This is a genomic window from Rhodococcus sp. 05-339-2, from assembly GCF_002258965.1.
GTDB lineage: Bacteria > Actinomycetota > Actinomycetes > Mycobacteriales > Mycobacteriaceae > Rhodococcoides.
The window spans coordinates 1-19695 of record NZ_NOYW01000021.1 but is presented as its reverse complement, the minus strand read 5'-3'; the positions used below and the strand labels follow the sequence as shown (position 1 = coordinate 19695).

Sequence of the window (19695 nt, the reverse complement as noted above, 5' to 3'; positions counted from 1 at the left end):
GGTGGTGAGCTGGTTACTTGTCCTGCTGCATGGTGGCCCACAGACCGGCCGCGTGCAGCCGTCGAACATCGTTCTCCATCGCGTCGCGCTCTCCGCTCGACACCACGGCCTTGCCCTCGGAGTGCACCTGCATCATCAGCTCGGTGGCCTTGGCCTTGCTGTAGCCGAAGAGCTTCTGGAACACGTAGGTGACGTAGTGCATGAGGTTGACCGGATCGTCCCAGACGATGGTGACCCAGGGGGTGTCGTGCGCTTCGTCGGCCGCGACGGCCTCGGTCTGTGCCGGGACCGCTTGCGGAGACGCGGCGACGACATCCGCTGCCGAGAAGCCGTCCACGGGCAGAAGCGATCCATCCACCGTCAACCAAGGCATGCCCAACAGGGTACGGCGTATCGGGCCAGCGTCCCACGCTCGCCCCTTCGCTCGTAGTGTGGGCGAGGTGAGCAACGATGCGACCACAGATCACGCGAATCCCGGCGACGGTGCCAGCACAGCACTGCTGACCGATCAGTACGAGTACACGATGCTGTCGGCGGCCCTGGCCAGCGGTTACGCAGATCGAATGTGCAGCTTCGAGGTGTTCGCGCGCAGGTTGCCCGGCGGTCGCCGATACGGAGTCGTCGCGGGCACCGGACGCATCCTCGATGCGATTGCACGTTTTCGCTTCGGCCAGGAGGAGTTGCGGATCGTCGCCGAATTCCTCGACGCCGAGACCGTCGAATGGCTGCGCAACTACCGCTTCACCGGCGATATCGACGGCTACCGCGAGGGTGAGCTGTACTTCCCTGGCTCCCCCGTTCTGACCGTTCGCGGCACCTTCGCCGAGTGCGTCGTCCTCGAAACGCTCGTGCTCTCCATCCTCAATCACGACAGTGCGATCGCATCCGCGGCAGCGCGGATGGTGGCGTCCGCGAAGTCCCGTCCGATCATCGAGATGGGATCGCGTCGCACCCACGAGGAAGCCGCCGTCGCCGCCTCGCGCGCGGCGTACCTCGCGGGATTCACTGCAACGTCCAACCTCGAAGCCGTCCGCAGGCACGGCGTTCCAGGCGCGGGCACGTCGGCGCATGCCTTCACGTTGCTGCACACCACCGCCGACGGCCCCGACGAACGGTCCGCATTCGCGGCTCAGATACGCGCTCTCGGAGTGGCCACCACCCTGCTCGTCGACACCTACGACATCACCCAGGGTGTCGCCAACGCCATCGAGGTCGCCGGACCCGAACTCGGCGGTGTGCGCATCGACTCCGGCGACCTCGGCGTGCTCGCGCGCCAGGTCCGCGACCAACTGGACGCCCTGGGAGCGCCGAAGACCAGGATCGTCGTCTCGGGCGACCTCGACGAGTACGCCATCGCCGCGCTGCGGGCCGAGCCGGTCGACTCCTACGGCGTCGGAACGTCTCTGGTGACCGGTTCCGGTGCCCCGACAGCGGGCATGGTCTACAAACTGGTCACCGTCGACGGAATCCCCGTCGCCAAGCGCAGCAGTCACAAGGAGTCGCGCGGCGGTACCAAAGCGGCGCTGCGCACCGCGCGGAGCACCGGCACCGCAGTCGAGGAGATCGTCCACCCGTTCGACGCTCCGCCGACCGTCGAGAGCGATCTGACGGTGGAGACGTTGACCACGCCGTTGGTCCGCGGCGGAGAACGAGTCGCCGACCTCCCCACGCTCGCCGACGGTCGTGACCTGCTGGCCCGACGCCTCGTCAGCCTCCCGTGGGAGGGTCTGAAACTGTCTCAGGGCGAACCGGCCATACCCACCCGCTTCGTCGAGGGGTGACAGCGGTGTCGGTACCGAAGCGAGTGGGCGATCGGCAGTAGTCTGCTTCGGTGCCGTCGAAGACCGAGTTGCCAACCGTTCCCGCTCTCCTGCAGGTCGCGGTGCACTCGCTCGGCGGCAAGGAGCGCAGCAATCAGCTGACGATGGCGTCGGCGGTGGCGCACTCGATCGACACCGGTGAGCATCTGGCGGTGCAGGCAGGCACCGGAACCGGCAAGTCTCTTGCCTACCTCGTTCCCAGCATCCGGCACGCTGTGGAATCGGGCAGGACCGTCATCGTCTCCACGGCCACCATCGCACTGCAACGGCAGCTGGTCGACCGCGATCTCCCGCGCCTGTCCGACGCCCTGACCGAGGCTGTCGGCCGTCGACCGAAATTCGCAATCCTCAAGGGCCGCAACAACTATCTGTGCATGAACAAGATCCACACCGGTGCTGCGCAGGAGGCCCCGGATGCGGAACTGTTCGATCCCTTCGCCGTCTCACGCATGGGCCGCGAGGTGGTACGGCTGACCAAGTGGTCGTCCGAGACCGAGACCGGCGACCGCGACGATGTCGTGCCCGGGGTCAGCGATCAGGCCTGGCGGCAGGTCAGCGTCACCGCCCGCGAATGCCTGGGCAAGTCCCGCTGCCCCGTCGGCGAAGATTGCTTTGCCGAACGCGCCCGCACCGAGGCCGCGCAGGTCGACGTAGTGGTGACCAATCACGCGCTGCTCGCGATCGACGCGATCACCGGAATCCAGATCCTGCCCGAGCACGACGTCGTGGTCGTCGACGAGGCCCACGAACTGGTCGACCGGGTGACCGGTGTGGCCACGGAGGAGCTGTCGGCCGCAACCGTCACCGCCGCGGCTCGGCGGAGCGCCAAGTTGATCGAAGAGGAGACGGTCGATCAGCTCGAGGGTGCCGCCGAGAACTGGGCCGCGATTCTGGACGAGCTTCCGCCGAGCCGGTGGCAGTCCCTACCCGACGGCGTCGGCCCAGCACTCGCTTCGATTCGTGATGCAGCCTGGGCGGTGCGCACCGCGATCGGCCCCAACAAGCAGGGCATGGCAGCGAGCGATCCCGAGGCTGCCGCGGCTCGCAGCGCGGCTCTGGTCGCGGTCGACGAGGTTCACGACAGCGCGGTTCGTGTCCTCACGGCGTTCGACGAACCAGATCCGGCCAAGCGCAAGGACGTCGTCTGGCATGCCGTCGACGACTTTCGCGGCAACGTCAAACGCACGGTCCGCATCGCGCCGCTGTCGGTGGGCGGACTGCTGCGGGCTCGCCTGTTCGCCGAGTCCACCGTGGTGCTCACCTCCGCGACCTTGACCGTCGGCGGATCGTTCGACGGGTTGGCCGTCAATTGGGGTCTGCCTGCAGAGAAGCCCTCGCGCAGTGACACCGCGATGGCGTCGGGTGTGGAACCGCCGTCCGACACCGGGTCGATCCGGTGGAATTCGCTCGACGTCGGCTCGCCGTTCGACCATGCCCGGGCAGGCATCATGTACATCGCCAAGCATCTGTCTCCGCCCGGACGCGACGGCCTCTCGAAGTCCTCTCTGGACGAGATCGAGTCGCTGGTCAGCGCCGCCGGTGGTCGCACGCTCGGACTCTTCTCGTCCATGCGGGCCGCGAAAGCCGCCGCCGAGGAGATGCGCGAGCGCCTCGACACCCCGATTCTGTGCCAGGGCGACGACTCCACCGGCGCACTGGTGCAGAAGTTCGCCGACGACGAGGCCACTTCCCTGTTCGGGACGCTGTCGCTGTGGCAGGGCGTCGACGTCCCCGGCCCATCGCTGAGCCTGGTGATCCTGGACCGCATTCCGTTCCCGCGGCCCGACGATCCGCTGTTGGTCGCCCGGCAGCAGGCCGTCGAATCCCGGGGCGGCAACGGCTTTCTCGCGGTCGCCGCGAACCACGCAGCCCTGCTCCTGGCGCAGGGCGTCGGCCGACTGCTTCGCAGCGTCGACGACAAAGGTGTTGTCGCCGTCCTCGATTCACGACTTGCCACTGCCCGCTACGGCGGCTACCTGCGCGCCTCGCTGCCGCCGTTCTGGGAGACCTCGGATCCGGAGGTAGTGCGCAAGGCGCTCACCCGGCTGGCCGGAAAGTAACGCGCCCGGCTACGGAGTCGCCACCAGACCGAGCTCGGCATCCGAGGCGAGACCGTGGTGGTGAGGTAGCACCCGCACCGTGTATCCCACTGCGCCGCTGTGCGGCAGCAGCGTCTCGCCCGCGTAGATGTGCTCACCACCCTCGGTACCCACGTGCGTCATGGCCGTCGTGCGGATGTCGGTGAGGTTCTCCTCCTCGTCGACGCGTCCCACGACCGCCTGCACCACGACGTCCGACGGGTCGAGTCCGCCGAGATCGACGTCGGCGCGCAGCGAGAGATCCGCGCCGATCACCGGGGTGTCCGGCAGACCGTCACTGTCGACCCGGGTGACTTTGACTGCGCTCCATGCCTGTTCGACGCGCCGGCGGTACGACGCGACATCCGAGGCACCGCGGTTGTTCTCGGCCGAAGCCGCGCGGGCGGACTCGGCAGCGGGGGCGTAGTAACCCAGCGTGTAGTCCTGAACCATTCTCGACGCCAGCACTTTCGGGCCCAGCTGCTCGAGGGTGTGCCGCACCATTTCGATCCAGCGACTCGGTACCCCGTCGTCACCGCGGTCGTAGAACTTGGGTAGTACCGCCTGTTCGAGCAGTTCGTACAGAGCAGCGGCTTCGAGATCGTCCCGCCGATTGTCGTCGGTGACGCCGTCCGCGGTGGGGATCGCCCAGCCGTTCTCCCCGTCGTACATCTCGTCCCACCACCCGTCGCGGATCGACAGGTTCAGGCCGCCGTTGAGCGCGGACTTCATGCCCGAGGTACCGCAGGCTTCGAGCGGTCGCAAGGGATTGTTCAGCCACACGTCGCATCCCCAGTACAGGAATCGAGCCATGGACATGTCGTAGTCGGGCAGGAACACGATGCGGTGCCGTACGTCGGCCTGGTCGGCGAATCTGACGATCTGCTGGATGAGCGCCTTTCCGCCGTCGTCGGCGGGGTGCGACTTGCCTGCGACCACCAACTGGACCGGGCGAACCGGGTCGAGCAACATGGCGCGAAGTCGCTCGGGTTCGCGGAGCATCAGGGTCAGGCGCTTGTACGTCGGCACTCGTCGAGCAAATCCGACGGTGAGGACATTGGGATCGAAAACGTTTGCTGTCCAACTGATCTCGGCCTCGGTCGAGCCACGTTCGAGGGCCGAGCGCCGCACCCGACGCCGTACCTCGTCCACCAATTGTGCCCGCAGGGCGTTGCGCGTGGACCACACCTCGTCCGAGGACATCGGCCCCGACTCCGCCCATTCCCGGGCGGACCACGTCGGAGCATGAACGCCGTTGGTGACCGATCCGATCGGCACCTCGGATGCGTCGAATCCCGGCCACAGGTCGTTGAACATCTCGCGGCTGACGATGCCGTGCAACTTCGACACCCCGTTGGCACGTTGCCCCAGACGCAGTCCCATGTGCGCCATGTTGAACACCGAGGCGTCGGCTTCGCCGCCGAGGGCGAGAATTCGATCCATCGGCAAGCCCGGCAGCAGCGCCGAGTCCGCGCCGCCGTCCGCACTTGCGAAGTAGTGCCGCACCAGATCGGCCGGAAACCGGTCGATTCCGGCGGGGACCGGGGTGTGGGTGGTGAAGACGGTGCCCGCTCGCACCGCCGCCAGCGCTGCATCGAAGTCCAGTGTTCCCGAGGTGACGAGTTCGCGTATGCGTTCGACGCCGAGGAATCCGGCGTGGCCCTCGTTCATGTGGAACACCTCGGGATCGGGCAGCCCGTGTGCACGGGTGTAGGCCCGGATCGCCCTGACTCCGCCGATACCGGCGAGTATCTCCTGCTTGATGCGGTGATCCTGGTCGCCGCCGTACAACCGGTCGGTGACCCCGCGCAGCTCCGGGTCGTTGTCGGCGATATCGGAATCGAGCAGCAGCAGCGGGACGCGTCCGACCTGGGCGATCCACACCCGCGCTCGCAGCACCCGAGATCCGGGCATCGAGACGTGGATCAGCACCGGAGAGTCGCCGTCGTCGGTGAGCAACCGCAGTGGCAGACCGTGCGGGTCGAGGGACGGATAGCGTTCGGCCTGCCAGCCGTCGGCCGTCAGCGACTGACGGAAGTAGCCCGAGCGGTAGAGCAGCCCGACACCGATCAACGGCAGTCCCAGGTCCGAGGCAGCCTTGAGGTGGTCGCCGGCGAGGATTCCGAGCCCGCCGGAGTAGTTCGGCAGGACCTCGGTGACACCGAACTCCATCGAGAAGTACCCGATGCCCGACGGCAGAGCGCGCCCCTCGGCCAGCTCGTTCTGGTACCAGAGCGGGCGAGCGAGGTAGTCGTGCAGATCGGCCTCGGCGGCGTCCAACTCGGCCAGGAAGTGCTCGTCGGCTGCGAGTTCCTCGAGACGCGCAGGTGCGACGGCTCCCAGTACGGCCACCGGATCGCGCTCGAGCTCGGTCCACAACAGTGGATCGATGTGCTCGAACAGATCCTGCGTCGACGGGTGCCACGACCACCTGAGGTTTGTCGAGAGCTCGGCGAGGGCATTCAGGCGGGCGGGAAGGTGGGCTCGGACGGTGAATCGACGCAAAGCTTTCACAGGGTCGAACCCTACCCACGCACACCTGTGTCGATGGGCGGCTTGGACGAAATCCGAGATGTAGTGCCCACCGCGGGCAGTATGCGTCGGCGCACGCGCCATCTGCATTGCTGCACTACGGTTGACGAGTAGAAGCACACCAATATCGGTTCGATCAGAGGTTGCGCCCGCGCAGCCATACCTCTAGCGAAGAATGGAGTGTGAAGTGACAGGTCGACTTGGTATCGACAATGTCCTTCCAGATACGACGACCGGGAAGTACCCCGCGAAAGCGGTGGTGGGCGAGACGTTTCCAGTCTCCGCCGACGTCTGGCGCGAGGGTCACGATGCGGTGGCCGCGACACTGTCGGTGCGCGGGCCTGGAGGCAAACTCGAACGCATCCCGATGACACCGGGCCGCGAACCCGACACGTTCGACGCGGTGTTCGTCCCCTCTCGGCCGGGTTACTGGATCTGCCGCATCGAAGCGTGGAGCGATCCGATCAGCACCTGGCGTCACGCCGTCGAAGCCAAGCTCGGAGTGGGCCAGAGTGCCCACGAACTCGCCAACGACCTCGAGATCGGGGCCCGGTTGTTCCTGCGGGCCGCCACCGGAGTTCCGGCCGAGAGCAGGCAGATGCTGGCCGATGTCGCCGCCGCGCTGCGCGATACCGACCGCCCGCTGCCGGCTCGCGTGTCCTCGGCGTTCGCGCCGGCGGTCGCCGAACTGCTGTTCGCGCATCCGCTGCGCGAATTGGTGACTCGATCTCGTGCGGTCAATGTGTGGGTCGATCGCAATCTCGCGCTCAACGGTGCGTGGTACGAGTTCTTCCCCCGGTCGACCGGTGGGTGGAACGAGGACGGTTCGCCTCGGCACGGCACGTTCGCGACGTCGATCGAGCAGTTGCCCCGCATCGAGCGGATGGGATTCGACATCGTCTACCTGCCGCCCATCCACCCGATCGGCACCATCAACCGCAAGGGCCCGAACAACACGCTGACGCCCGGCCCCGAGGACGTCGGGTCGCCGTGGGCCATCGGCTCGAAGGACGGCGGGCACGACGCCATCCATCCCGAATTGGGCACCGAGGACGACTTCCGCGCGTTCGTCGCCGCCGCACAGGAACACAACCTGGAGGTGGCGCTCGATCTCGCTCTTCAGGCTGCTCCCGATCATCCCTGGGCTGCAACACATTCCGAGTGGTTCACCGTGCTTCCGGACGGCACCATCGCCTACGCCGAGAACCCTCCGAAGAAGTACCAGGACATCTACCCGGTCAACTTCGACAACGACCGACGCGGCATCTACGAAGAGGTGCTCCGCGTCGTCCGATACTGGATTTCGCTGGGCGTCAAGGTCTTCCGAGTCGACAATCCACACACCAAGCCGCCGGACTTCTGGGAATGGCTGATCGCCGAGGTGAAGAAGACCGACCCGGACGTGCTGTTCCTGGCCGAGGCGTTCACCCGCCCGGTGCGTATGTACGGGTTGGCGCAGCGCGGTTTCACGCAGTCGTACACCTACTTCACGTGGCGTACCGCGAAATGGGAGCTCACCGAGTTCGCCGAGGAACACGCTCGACGCGCCGACGACGCGCGGCCGAACCTGTTCGTCAACACCCCGGACATCCTGCACGAGAGCCTGCAGCACGGCGGGCCCGGAATGTTCGCTCTCCGAGCAGCTCTCGCGGCGACGATGGCTCCCACCTGGGGCGTCTACTCTGGCTACGAGCTGTTCGAGCACCAAGCCGTGCGAGAGGGCAGCGAGGAATACCTGGACTCGGAGAAGTACCAGCTGCGTCCGCGCGACTTCGAGGGTGCACTCGCCCGCGGCGAGTCGCTCGAGCCCTGGATCACCACGCTGAACGCGATCAGGCGTGCGCATCCGGCGCTGCAGCAGCTCCGCAACATCCACTTCCACACCATCGACAACGAGGCGCTGATCGGATACTCCAAGTTCGACCCGCAGACCGGTGACTCGATCCTGGTGGTCATCAACCTCAATCCCTTCGGAGCCGAGGAAGGCACGATCCACCTGGACATGCCCGCCCTCGGTCACGACTGGCAGGACACCCTCACGATCAAGGACGAAGTGAGCGGCGTTCACTACGACTGGGGCCACACCAATTTCGTTCGGCTCGAGCCCTGGACGTCTGTGGCGCACATCTTCACGCTCCCCCACATCCCGTACCCGGCACGAATCGAACTGGCCTACCGCGGCAACCGAAAGTGAAGGGATTCAACGTGACCGAGAATCCGACGACGCCCGAAGACACCGTCGCAGCCCCGCCCGACAACGATCTCGAACTCATCGCTGCAGGGCGGCACTACAACCCGCATTCCGTCCTCGGTGCCCACCCGGTGCCGGGCGGAACCGCGATCCGGGCCCTCAAGCCCGACGCCGAGAAGGTCGTCGCCCGCATCGGTGGCGTCGACCACGAGCTGACCCACGTCGCGCACGGAGTCTTCTCTGCCCTTCTCCCGTTCGAGGACCTGATCGACTACCGCCTCGTGGTGACGTGGCCCGGTGGACACGTCTCCGAATCCGCCGACGGATACCGCTTCCTGCCCACTCTCGGCGAACTCGATCTGCACCTGTTCGGTGAGGGCAGACACGAGCGTCTGTGGGACATTCTGGGCGCGCACCAACAGTCGTACGCGACACCGGACGGCCCCGTCACCGGCACGTCGTTCGCGGTCTGGGCACCCGCAGCCCAGGGCGTCACGCTGGTCGGCGATTTCGACGGCTGGACCGGCCGCACATGGCCGATGCGCGTACTGGGCTCGACCGGAGTGTGGGAGATCTTCGCGCCCGACATCGCGCCGGGCGCGCTGTACAAGTTCCGCGTCCACGGCTCCGACGGCTCGGTCAAGGACAAGGCCGACCCGATGGCCTTCGCCACCGAGGTTCCACCGTCGACGGCCTCGGTGGTAACCGCATCCTCGTACACCTGGAACGACGAGTCCTGGCTCGATACGAGGGCCGGCATCGAGCCGACTCAGGCACCGATGAGCGTCTACGAGATCCACCTGGCGTCCTGGCGGCCGGGACTGGGGTACCGCGAACTCGCCGAGCAGTTGGCCGAATACGTCACCGAAACCGGCTTCACCCACGTGGAGCTGCTCCCGGTCGCCGAGCACCCGTTCGGCGGGTCCTGGGGATACCAGGTGACCTCGTACTACGCACCGACCTCTCGCTTCGGCAGCCCCGACGATTTCCGCTACTTCGTCGACCATCTCCACAGTGCCGGAATCGGTGTCATCGTCGACTGGGTTCCCGCCCACTTCCCCAAGGACGAATGGGCCCTGGCTCGGTTCGACGGTGGCCCGCTCTACGAGCACGGTGACCCGCAGCGCGGCGAGCAACTCGACTGGGGCACTTTGGTCTTCGACTTCGGGCGGCGCGAGGTTCGCAACTTCCTGGTCGCGAACGCGCTGTACTGGATCGACGAGTTCCACATCGACGGACTGCGCGTCGACGCCGTGGCGTCGATGCTGTACCTGGACTACTCCCGTCCCGAGGGCGGCTGGTCGCCGAACATCTACGGCGGCCGCGAGAACCTCGAGGCCGTGACCTTCCTGCAGGAGATGAACGCGACGGTGCACAAGAAGCACCGCGGTGTCGTCACGGTGGCAGAGGAGTCGACCGCATGGCCCGGCGTCACCCGCCCGACGAACGTCGGCGGACTCGGGTTCAACATGAAGTGGAACATGGGCTGGATGCACGACACCCTTGGCTTTCTCGGGCGTGACCCCATCCATCGCAGCTACCACCACCACGAGATCACCTTCTCCCTGGTCTATGCGTGGAGTGAGAACTACCTGCTCCCCATCAGCCACGACGAGGTGGTACACGGCAAGGGCACTCTGTGGACTCGGATGCCCGGAGACGACTACGCCAAGGCAGCAGGGCTGCGCGGAATGCTCGCCTACATGTGGGCGCACCCCGGTAAGCAACTGCTGTTCATGGGACAGGAGTTCGGGCAGACCCGTGAGTGGTCCGAGGAACGCGGTCTCGACTGGTATCAGATCGACGAGGAACCTCTGCACAACGGCGTGAAAACCCTTGTGTCCGATCTGAACTCGACGTACAAGACCCATCCGGCGCTGTGGACGCTCGACACCTCGCCGAGTGGATACTCGTGGATCGACGCCAACGACACCGAGAACAACGTGCTGAGCTTTCTGCGGTACGGATCCGACGGTTCGGTCATCGCGTGTATTTTCAACTTCTCCGGAAACGAGCACGGCAGCTATCGTGTGGGACTACCGGAACCCGGCCGCTGGATCGAGATTCTCAACACCGATGCAACGGAGTACGGGGGCTCCGGCGTGGGCAACCTGGGTGAAGTGACGGCTACATCGCACTCGTGGCACGGTCGACCGGCGTCAGGCCAGGTCGCCCTTCCTGCCAACGGGGCGATCTGGATAAAACTGGAGCGATAGATGAGTGGCGGCCGCACACCCCGACTTCTGGCCGCGGCCGCCACTGCAGGGCTGCTCCTGCTGACCTCGTGCGCACAGACCGTCAGCGGAAATGCGGTATCGATCTACGAGAACCCGTTCACCGTCGCCGGACTTCCGGTCACGAACGGGCCGAGCGGGCCCCGTCCCGGTGTCCCCGATTCGACGATCACCGTGGAGAACGCCGAGGGCACCGACTCGGACATTCTCGGCACGAACGCGATCGACGACATCCAGCAGTTCTGGGCCGAGCAGTACCCCAACTTGTTCAAGGGCTCGTTCACCCCGGTCTCGAAGGTCGTCTCGTGGGACGCGTCCGAGGACGAGGGATCGGGCATCAGATTCTGCGGAGACCGCACCGGCGGTATTCCCAACGCCGCCTACTGCACTCGCGACGACTCGATCGGATGGGATCGCACCATTCTGCTCCCGGCTCTCGTCGACGCATTCGGACCGATGTCGGTGGTCATGGTGATCGCCCACGAATACGGCCACGCCATTCAGCATCAATCGGGCCTTGTCGGCGAAGACACCCCGACCATCGTTGCCGAGCAACAGGCCGACTGCTTCGCCGGCGCGTTCATCCGCCACGTCGCCGAAGACGATGCACCGCACTTCACCATCAACACCTCGGACGGACTCAACGGCGTTCTCGCCGCGACAGTCGCCGTGCGCGACGTCGACCCCAACGATCCGGAATCGGTACACGGCTCTGCCTTCGAGCGCGTCACCGCAGTGCAGCTCGGCTTCACCAACGGCGCGGCAATCTGCACCGGTATCGACGAGGCCGAGATCGATTCGCGTCGAGCATCGTTGCCGCAGAAGTTCAGCGACCCGGACGACTCCGGTGAGCTACCGGTCACCGAGGACACCCTCGGAGCCTTCACTCGATCCTTCGAAACCGTGCTGCCCGTCGCTGTTCCGCCGAACATCGACTATTCCGGTTCGGATACCGGGTGCTCCGACGCCGAGCCCACCGCGCCGGTGTCGTACTGCCCGTCGACCAACACCATCGGTGTCGACGTCGAGGACCTGGCCGAAGTCGGACAGCCCGAGACACCCCGACGCGGAGACATCCTGCCGCTCAACGTTTCCGGCGACTACAGCGCCTACGTGCTGTTCGCCTCGCGCTACACGCTCGCGGTGCAGAGGGAGGCAGGCCAGTCGCTCGACGATCCGCAGGCCGCCCTGCGATCGGCCTGTCTGTCCGGAGTGATCACCTCGGCGATGAGCCTCGAGAGCGGAACGACGGACCTCGAAGTCTGGCTCTCCCCCGGCGATCTCGACGAGGCCGTGTCCGGACTGCTCAGTGACGGACTCGCCGCCAGCGACGTCAACGGTACGACCCTGCCGTCCGGCTTCTCCCGAGTCGATGCCTTCCGGTCGGGAGTTCTCGGCGGCAAGGAACGGTGCGACGCGCGCTACAGCTGAGTACCGCTGTCAGTACAGGGCCGACGCAAGCTTGCGTCGCGCAGAAACCACCAGCGGATCGGCCGAATCGAACAACTCGAACAGCTCGAGCAGACGGGTGCGCAGCGCAGTTCGGTCGTCGCCGGCGCTGATCTTGATACCGTCGATCAACCGCGCAAAAGCCTGCTCCGGTTGTTGACCGGCCATCTCGGCGTCTGCGGCATCAATCCGAGCCTGAACGTTTGCGGCGTCGGCGTCGGCGAGTGCAATCGCGTCCGGTGCCAGATTCTGCACACGCGCAAGGAATTTGACCTGACGCAGTGCGGCGACGGCCTCGGTGTTCTTCGGTTCGGCGTCGATGATCGCCTGGTAGGCAGCTTCTGCCTTCACGAAATCACCCTCGTCGATGGCCTCTTCGGCTGCGACGATCCGCGGATCCTCGATCTCGGGTTCCGGCTCGGCAGCCGCGACTCCGGGCGGACCACTGAGCTTGCCGGCCGTGGCCTGCTCCACTGCCTGCAGCCACTGACGCAACTGCTCATCCGACTGGGCGCCCTGGAAGTCGGCCAGAGGCTGGCCCGCTGCCACGGCAACGACCGTCGGAATGGCCTGAACGCCGAATGCCTGCGCGATCTGCGGGCTGGAGTCCACGTCGACCCGCGCGAGCACCCACGTTCCCGCGGCCTCGACGGCCAGCTGTCCGAGCTGACGCGTCAACGCCTGGGACTGCGGCGAACGAGCAGACCCCAGGTCGACAATCACCGGAACCTGCGTGGACCGTTGCAGAACCTCGGCCTCGAACGTAGCCGCGGTCACGTCCACGATCGGTGCCAGTCCTCCCGCGTCGCCTGCGGATTCGGCCGCGGGTGCAGGTGCCGGACGGTCCTTGAGAACGGACAGGTCGACGGCACCGGCAATGGATGCGGGAACAACAGCTGACGGGCGGACGGGAGGACGGGAACCGGGTCGAGTCACGCCCTACAGTTTGTCACTAACGCGATGCGTCATCCACTGGCGGGCGGTGCAGGTCGGTCAGGACAGAACCTTGGCATCGGCTGCAGGCCTGCCGGTGCTCAACTCGGCGAGACGGCCGGTGCGCGCGGCCCAGATCTCGAAGATCACGGTGCCGAACGGGGGGAACGCCGCGACGAGCGCCAGCAGGGTCGCCTTGATGTCCCATTTGAGCTTGACCGCCGTCCACACGGCGACGACCAGATACACGACGAACACGCCGCCGTGGATGGGCCCGAAGATCTTCACGCCGATTTCGTTGCCAGCGGCAGGGATGTACTTGAACGCCATTCCGATCAGCAGACCCAGCCAGGTGAACGCTTCGAGCACAGCGACGAAGCGGAAGCGTTTGGCTGTACTGCTCAGGTCGAAGAAGTTGGTCATACCCGCTATTGTGCCCGGTTTGCTACGACGGAACGTAGTGGCTCTGGTCTCAGTCCCGCGCCAGAGCCACCACGCGCCTACTGCTTCGGGACTCGAACGATGAGGGCGTCGCCCTGTCCACCGCCGCCGCACAGGGCGGCCGCGCCCACTCCGCCGCCGCGTCGCTGCAGCTCGAGAGCCAGATGTAAGGCGATGCGAGCTCCCGACATGCCGAGGGGATGCCCGATCGAGATCGCTCCGCCGTTGACGTTCACGATCTCGGGATCGATGCCCAGCTCACGCGTCGACGCGATTCCGACTGCTGCGAACGCCTCGTTGATCTCGACGACGTCGAGATCCTTCGGGTCGATGCCGTCCTTCTCGCATGCCTTGACGATCGCTCGAGCCGGCTGTGACTGCAGTGTGGAGTCGGGACCGGCGACCACTCCGTGGGCACCGATCTCGGCGAGCCAGGTCAGACCGAGCGACTCCGCCTTCTCCTTGCTCATCACCACGACGGCGGCGGCACCGTCGGAAATCTGAGACGCCGATCCGGCGGTCACGGTGCCGGCCTTGTCGAATGCGGGGCGAAGCTTGCCGAGGGAGTCGACGGTGGTGTCGGCGCGGATGCCTTCGTCTGCGGTGAACTGAATCGGCTCACCCTTGCGCTGCGGGATCGAGACCGGAACCACCTCGTCGTCGAAGACGCCGTTCTTCCAGGCCGCTGCGGCTTTCTGATGCGACGCGGCGGCGAAGGTGTCCTGCTCCTCGCGAGTGATGACCTCGGTGCTCTGGTTGCGCTGCTCGGTCAGCGCACCCATGGCCTGATCGGTGAAGATGTCGTACAGACCGTCATACGCGAGGTGGTCACGCATGGTGACATCGCCGTACTTGAACCCGGCGCGCGACTTCTCGAGCATGTGCGGTGCCTGAGTCATCGACTCCTGGCCACCGGCGACGACGATCTCGAATTCACCGGCACGAATCAGCTGGTCGGCCAATGCGATGGCGTCGACTCCGGACAGGCACACCTTGTTGATCGTCAGGGCAGGCACGGTCATCGGAATACCAGCAGCAACCGCAGCCTGACGGGCTGGAATCTGGCCGGCACCGGCGGTGAGAACCTGGCCCATGATGACGTAGTCGACCTGATCCGGAGCAACACCGGCCTTCTCGAGCGCGCCCTTGATGGCGATACCGCCGAGGTCCGATCCCGAGAAGTCCTTGAGTGCACCCGAGAAGCGCCCGACGGGCGTGCGAGCACCGGCGACGATGACTGTTGTGGTCACGATTTCCTCCGAAAGTATGAAGACGGCCTTGTCGAGATCAACGCTCCGACGCTCCCTTCCGATACCGGCCGGGCGGAACACCGAAACGCAGCTGGCGCTAACGTCATGGCCATGACCTCCAGCACGCAGTCTTACACGGGAGCCCCGCTGCGCTCCGACCTGGTGACGGCTATCGACCACGTGGGTGTCGCGGTGCCCGATCTCGATGCCGCGATCGCCTGGTACACCGACCACCTCGGCATGATTGCCGTGCACGAGGAGATCAACGAGAAACAGGGTGTCCGCGAGGCGATGCTGTCCTTCCCCGGAGCGACGGAGAAGTCCGCTGCACTGCAGTTGCTCGCACCGATCGACGAGTCGTCCACCATCGCCAAGTTCATCGGCCGCAACGGCCCGGGTCTGCAGCAGTTGGCCTACCGCGTCACCGACATAGAAGAGATCTCGACCGAGTTGCGCGCTCGCGGAGTTCGGTTGCTGTACGACGCCCCGCGCCGCGGCACCGCCGATTCTCGGATCAACTTCGTCCATCCCAAGGACGCCGGTGGAGTGCTCATCGAACTCGTCGAACCTGATCACAATTCGCACTGAGCGAACTCGGTGAGCGAACCGTATGGCCCTCTACTTGACTCACCGGTAAATTGACGGCCATGGCCATCGATCATGAGCGCACTTCCACGGTGCAACTTCCCTTTTCCATCGTCCGGAAAGGGTTCGATCGCGACGAAGTCACCAACTACTTCGAGCGATTCGACGCCGAACTACGGCTGACGACCGCAGATCGTGATGCGGCCGCAGCGCAGGCTCGTGATCTGGCCAAGCAGCTCGACGACGCTCGCGACGAGATCGACGAACTACGCAAGGACATCGATCGCCTGTCGGTTCCGCCCACCACGGCGGAGGGGATGAGCGATCGAATCTCACGCATGCTGCGGTTGGCCTCGGACGAGGCATCCGAGGTACGCGCCAAGGCGCACTCGGAGTCCGAGGAAATGATCTCCGTTGCGCAGCAGGAGAGTGCCCGATTGCGCGGACGGCACGAGTCACTGGTGGCCGAACTCGAAGAGCGCCGAACGGCACTCGAAGCCGAACACGAGCAGACCATGGCTCAGGCGCGCACGGAGGCGGCCCGAGTGGTCGAGGCCGCGCAGGCCGAGCGCGACAAGTTGGCCGCCGAATCCGAGGCCAAGCGCGCCAAGGTTCAGGAAGACTTCGAGATCACGATGGCCGAGCGCCGAACCAAGGTGCTCACCGCCCTCGAGGAACTAGAGGCGTCCAGCAAGGCCGATGCCGCCCGACGCATCGAAGAGGCGACGACCGAGGCTGCTCGACGGCTTCAGTCCGCCAGTGAACAGGCCGAAAGGCGGATCGCGCACTCCAAGGAACTGGCCGAGGAGCTGCGTGTGCTGCGCAGCCGCGTACTGGCCCAGCTGCTCGGAATCCGGGGCCAGCTCGATTCGGTTCCGGCGATGCTCGCCTCGGTCAATCGCGAAAGCGAGCTGCTCGACAACCCCGACCCGACGGCCATCCTGAAGAAGGAAGAAGAGAAAGCGGCCGCGAAGGCCGAGGAACAGAAGGAATCGGCCGACTCGTCGTCCTGATTCGGCTGATCCTGCGCCTGGCCTCCCCCGCTACGACCATCTACGGGTGAGGCCTCGCGTGTTTCGCCCGGACCAACACCCGGTGTGCCAATGCCGACGATTGTCGGCACCGCCGAAATCGTCCGACGGCCACGCAACGATGTGTGCGACGCCCGGCCGCACCTCGTGATCGCAGCCGGGGCAGCGATACGTCTTGACCGCCTTGGCACCGGGGATCATCCGAGTCGTGTACGTGTCTCCGTCCGGACCGACCTCGACCCGATTGCCGCCCAGCACGGAATCGGTCGGCGGGCCGAGAGCACTCGGGCCGCTCCGATTCGCTCTGCGGGGCTGATTACGACGGGGCACCCGTCCAGTGTAGAGAACACGCCGGCGGACACGGACGGTCGTCAGAAAAGCCTGAACTCGGTGCTGTCGGTTCCGCGCAGGACGTCGTAGTCGAGTGTGAGACAACGAATGCCGCGATCGGTGGCCAGCGTCTTCGCCTGAGGCTTGATCACCTGGGCAGCGAAGACACCGCTCACCGGAGCCAGCAGCGGATCACGGTTGAGAAGCTCCAAGTACCGGGTCAACTGCTCGACGCCGTCGATCTCGCCACGTCGCTTGATCTCGACCGCCACGGTTCCGCCATCAGCGTTGCGGCACAGCAGATCCACTGGTCCAATAGCCGTCATGTACTCGCGCCGCACGAGCGTGTAACCGTCACCCAAGGTACTGACATGCTCGGCCAGCAGCTCCTGAAGATGGGCCTCCACACCGTCTTTCACCAATCCGGGATCGATGCCCAACTCGTGGCTCGAGTCGAGTTCGACGTCATCGATGGTGATACGAAGTTCTTCGCCGGCCTTGTTGGTGACGACCCACTTGATCGTCTCGCCCTCGGTGGTTTCTACCGTCCAGCAGGGCGGCGACATCCAGTTCAGCGGCTTGTAGGCCCTGTCGTCCGCATGCACGCTGACCGATCCGTCGGACTTGACGAGAAGCAGGCGACGAGCGGACGGGAGATGTGCGGTGAGGCGGCCGACGTAGTCGACTTGGCAACGAGCAATAACTAGACGCACTCGACCACCTTAAGGCAGGAGCCCCGTTAGTCTGTGACGACCATGCCGCAATTGAGACGATCTGCCGCTCCCCTGGGTTCCCGACTGCTCGGCGACACCTCCGAGTCGCCGCGTCGACGACGGATCCGAATCCAGCTGTTGCTGACGGTGTTTCTGATCCTGTCGAACCTGATCGGTGCAGTCATCGTGGGGGTTCTGATCAGCGTGGTGGTGCCCGGACCGGACGTTCTGCGAACGGATCAGTACTGGTGGGTGAATTTCATCGTCGTCCCGGTATACGTGTTCGTGGCTTTCGTCGTCGGTGCTGTCTGGGGCACCACGCACGCTCTGCGTAGCCTGCGGTGGGCAATCGAGGACCGTCAACCCAGCCGCGAGGAGCAGGTCGCGACCCTCGCAATGCCGTGGCGTCTGACTCGAATCCAGATTCTGCTCTGGATAGGAGCCTTGCTGCTGCTCACCACGATCGACGGCATCATCGACGCGGCGTCGATTCCCAAGGTTGCGTTCACGATCGCGGCAGGTGGCACCGTCGTCTGCGCGTTCAGCTACCTACTCAGTGAATTTGCGCTTCGTCCCGCTGCCGCTCGGGCCCTCGAAGCCGGGGATCCTCGCCGAATCCGTATTGCCGGAGTCATGGGCCGATCGATTCTGTCGTGGCTTCTGGGCACCGGCGTGCCGGTCAGCGGATTGATGATCATCGCCATCTTCCGCTTCATCAACCCCGAAACGACAGCGACACAGCTCGCGGTCTGCATCCTGTCCCTCGGGGGAATCACCATCGTTTTCGGTCTTGCGCTGACCGTGCTCGGTGGTTTCGCGACGACGTCCCCGATCAACAATGTGCGGGCAGGCATGGCCGAGGTGGAGAAGGGCAACATGGATGTCCGCCTTGCGGTGTACGACGGCACCGAGCTCGGCGAGCTGCAGAGTGGGTTCAACCGCATGGCCGACGGAGTGCGCGATCGGGAGAAGATTCGAGACCTCTTCGGCAGACACGTAGGACACGAGGTCGCCGAGAAGGCCCTGCAGTCCGAGAGCGAGCTCGGCGGACAGGAACGCGATATCGCCGTGTTCTTCATCGACCTCGTGGGATCGACGGAGCTGGCAGCATCCCGACCCCCTACCGAGGTCGTGGACCTGCTCAACCGGTTCTTCGCCGTGGTGGTCGACGAGGTGGACGAGCACGGCGGCTTCATCAACAAGTTCGAGGGCGACGCGGCTCTGGCCATCTTCGGAGCCCCCAACGAAATTCCCGACCACTGCGGCTCGGCGCTGGCTGCCGCACGAGCAATTGCCCGACGACTCGTGGTCGAAGTTCCCGAATGCAGCGCCGCGGTCGGCGTCGCGGCGGGACGCGCTGTCGCCGGCAACGTCGGTGCGAAGTCCCGATTCGAGTACACGGTCATCGGAGACCCGGTGAACGAAGCCGCTCGCCTGTCCGAGCTGGCGAAAAATTCCCCCGGAGCGATCCTTGCATCGAAGACCGCCGTGGACGGCGCCTCGGACGACGAAGCGCAGCGTTGGGAATTCGGCGATCGTGTGACGCTCCGAGGACGATCCGCCGAGACGGTACTCGCGAACCCCAAGGATGTGAAAGTCACCGCCGACGAGCCTGCTGCCGTGCACGCCTGACTCGCATTACCGGTCCTTGCAGTTGCCGCAGCCCGTCGCGTCGGTACCGCATTTCGCAAATGCGCGCGCGTTCGTCAGGTGCGCAGGGATTGGTGGGTGTCCGGGCTGCGATTCTGAGCGCGGTCGGCAATTGCGCACGCGTTCGTCGGAGTGACGGATAACTCTGCGGACAGCGGCACCCGGATTCAGCCCTCGGCGGGATGGCAAATGCGCGCGCGTTCGTCGAGTACGCGGGAAATGGTGGGTGTCCGGGTGCGATTGTGTGCGCGGTTGGCGATTGCGTGCGCGTTTGTCGCGGGGATATGGGCTGTTGTGGTTGTGGTTTCGAAATGCAGAACACCCCCGGACCGGGTGGTCTGGGGGTGTTCTGGGAAATTGTGTTCGGCGGTGTCCTACTCTCCCACACCCTGTCGAGTGCAGTACCATCGGCGCTGGAGGGCTTAGCTTCCGGGTTCGGAATGGGACCGGGCGTTTCC

The 19695-nt window shown here is 65.5% G+C and carries 15 protein-coding genes and 1 rRNA gene; 8 read left to right on the top strand and 8 right to left on the bottom strand.

The annotated features are described in order from the left end of the window. Positions 1 to 13: 13 nt before the first annotated feature. Entirely contained in the window at positions 14 to 373 is a 360-nt protein-coding gene (gene clpS, locus CH273_RS24495) for an ATP-dependent Clp protease adapter ClpS (protein ID WP_179275547.1), read from the bottom strand. A gap of 58 nt (positions 374 to 431) precedes the next feature. Here clpS and CH273_RS24490 point away from each other — a divergent pair, with 58 nt between their 5' ends. Further along, positions 432 to 1781: a nicotinate phosphoribosyltransferase gene (locus CH273_RS24490; protein ID WP_032394663.1), complete on the top strand. Its 1350-nt coding sequence runs from the start codon at positions 432 to 434 to the stop codon at positions 1779 to 1781. A gap of 50 nt (positions 1782 to 1831) precedes the next feature. Next, positions 1832 to 3880 (top strand): ATP-dependent DNA helicase, encoded by a 2049-nt coding sequence (locus CH273_RS24485; protein WP_032394664.1) that lies wholly within the window; start codon positions 1832 to 1834, stop codon positions 3878 to 3880. 9 nt (positions 3881 to 3889) lie between these two features. Here the strand turns inward: CH273_RS24485 and glgP are convergent, their stop codons facing one another. Next, positions 3890 to 6412: an alpha-glucan family phosphorylase gene (gene glgP / locus CH273_RS24480; RefSeq protein WP_032394665.1), complete on the bottom strand. Its 2523-nt coding sequence runs from the start codon at positions 6410 to 6412 to the stop codon at positions 3890 to 3892. Between the two features lie 205 nt (positions 6413 to 6617). Here glgP and CH273_RS24475 point away from each other — a divergent pair, with 205 nt between their 5' ends. The 3 genes from CH273_RS24475 to CH273_RS24465 are packed head-to-tail and all read left to right on the top strand — an operon-like array spanning position 6618 to position 12286. Then, positions 6618 to 8624 carry an alpha-1,4-glucan--maltose-1-phosphate maltosyltransferase gene (locus CH273_RS24475; protein WP_032394666.1) on the top strand — a complete coding sequence of 669 codons (2007 nt, stop codon included), beginning with the start codon at positions 6618 to 6620 and terminating at the stop codon, positions 8622 to 8624. 11 nt (positions 8625 to 8635) lie between these two features. Next, the gene (gene glgB, locus CH273_RS24470) at positions 8636 to 10837 is read left to right on the top strand and encodes a 1,4-alpha-glucan branching protein GlgB (RefSeq protein WP_032394811.1); all 2202 of its coding nucleotides are present in this window, start codon (positions 8636 to 8638) and stop codon (positions 10835 to 10837) included. Further along, the gene (locus tag CH273_RS24465) at positions 10838 to 12286 is read left to right on the top strand and encodes a neutral zinc metallopeptidase (protein ID WP_032394667.1); all 1449 of its coding nucleotides are present in this window, start codon (positions 10838 to 10840) and stop codon (positions 12284 to 12286) included. It abuts the gene before it with no gap. A gap of 9 nt (positions 12287 to 12295) precedes the next feature. Here CH273_RS24465 and CH273_RS24460 read toward each other — a convergent pair whose 3' ends face one another. From CH273_RS24460 to CH273_RS24450, 3 genes are all read right to left on the bottom strand, one after another. Next, positions 12296 to 13183 (bottom strand): tetratricopeptide repeat protein, encoded by an 888-nt coding sequence (locus CH273_RS24460; RefSeq protein WP_032394812.1) that lies wholly within the window; start codon positions 13181 to 13183, stop codon positions 12296 to 12298. 114 nt (positions 13184 to 13297) lie between these two features. Continuing rightward, positions 13298 to 13669 carry a DUF3817 domain-containing protein gene (locus tag CH273_RS24455; RefSeq protein WP_179275556.1) on the bottom strand — a complete coding sequence of 124 codons (372 nt, stop codon included), beginning with the start codon at positions 13667 to 13669 and terminating at the stop codon, positions 13298 to 13300. A 68-nt stretch (positions 13670 to 13737) separates the two neighbouring features. After that, positions 13738 to 14928, bottom strand: coding sequence for an acetyl-CoA C-acetyltransferase (locus tag CH273_RS24450; protein WP_032394813.1), 1191 nt, complete (start codon positions 14926 to 14928; stop codon positions 13738 to 13740). Positions 14929 to 15033: 105 nt separating this feature from the next. Here CH273_RS24450 and mce point away from each other — a divergent pair, with 105 nt between their 5' ends. Together mce and CH273_RS24440 are read left to right on the top strand one after the other, a co-directional pair. Next, on the top strand, positions 15034 to 15516 hold the full coding sequence (gene mce / locus CH273_RS24445; RefSeq protein ID WP_371828360.1) for a methylmalonyl-CoA epimerase: 483 nt from the start codon (positions 15034 to 15036) through the stop codon (positions 15514 to 15516). Between the two features lie 59 nt (positions 15517 to 15575). Continuing rightward, positions 15576 to 16526: a coiled-coil domain-containing protein gene (locus tag CH273_RS24440; RefSeq protein WP_032394669.1), complete on the top strand. Its 951-nt coding sequence runs from the start codon at positions 15576 to 15578 to the stop codon at positions 16524 to 16526. Positions 16527 to 16556: 30 nt separating this feature from the next. Here CH273_RS24440 and CH273_RS24435 read toward each other — a convergent pair whose 3' ends face one another. Both CH273_RS24435 and nucS read right to left on the bottom strand, forming a co-directional pair. Then, positions 16557 to 16874, bottom strand: a complete 318-nt coding sequence (locus CH273_RS24435) for a hypothetical protein (RefSeq protein ID WP_052049359.1) — start codon at positions 16872 to 16874, stop codon at positions 16557 to 16559. 41 nt (positions 16875 to 16915) lie between these two features. After that, positions 16916 to 17587: an endonuclease NucS gene (gene nucS / locus CH273_RS24430; RefSeq protein WP_032394670.1), complete on the bottom strand. Its 672-nt coding sequence runs from the start codon at positions 17585 to 17587 to the stop codon at positions 16916 to 16918. A 42-nt stretch (positions 17588 to 17629) separates the two neighbouring features. On the opposite strand from nucS, the gene CH273_RS24425 reads away from it, so the two are divergent. After that, positions 17630 to 19219, top strand: a complete 1590-nt coding sequence (locus CH273_RS24425; RefSeq protein ID WP_032394816.1) for an adenylate/guanylate cyclase domain-containing protein — start codon at positions 17630 to 17632, stop codon at positions 19217 to 19219. Positions 19220 to 19598: 379 nt separating this feature from the next. On the opposite strand, the gene rrf is transcribed toward CH273_RS24425, so the two are convergent. Continuing rightward, a 5S ribosomal RNA gene (gene rrf / locus CH273_RS24420) occupies positions 19599 to 19695 on the bottom strand; the annotation flags it as partial.

Coding starts and splice junctions, on each gene's coding strand:
- clpS (WP_179275547.1), bottom strand. CDS start 373: ATGCCTTGGTTGACGGTGGATGGATCGCTTCTGCCCGTGGACGGCTTC.
- CH273_RS24465 (WP_032394667.1), top strand. CDS start 10,838: ATGAGTGGCGGCCGCACACCCCGACTTCTGGCCGCGGCCGCCACTGCA.
- mce (WP_371828360.1), top strand. CDS start 15,034: ATGGCCATGACCTCCAGCACGCAGTCTTACACGGGAGCCCCGCTGCGC.
- CH273_RS24440 (WP_032394669.1), top strand. CDS start 15,576: ATGGCCATCGATCATGAGCGCACTTCCACGGTGCAACTTCCCTTTTCC.
- CH273_RS24425 (WP_032394816.1), top strand. CDS start 17,630: ATGCCGCAATTGAGACGATCTGCCGCTCCCCTGGGTTCCCGACTGCTC.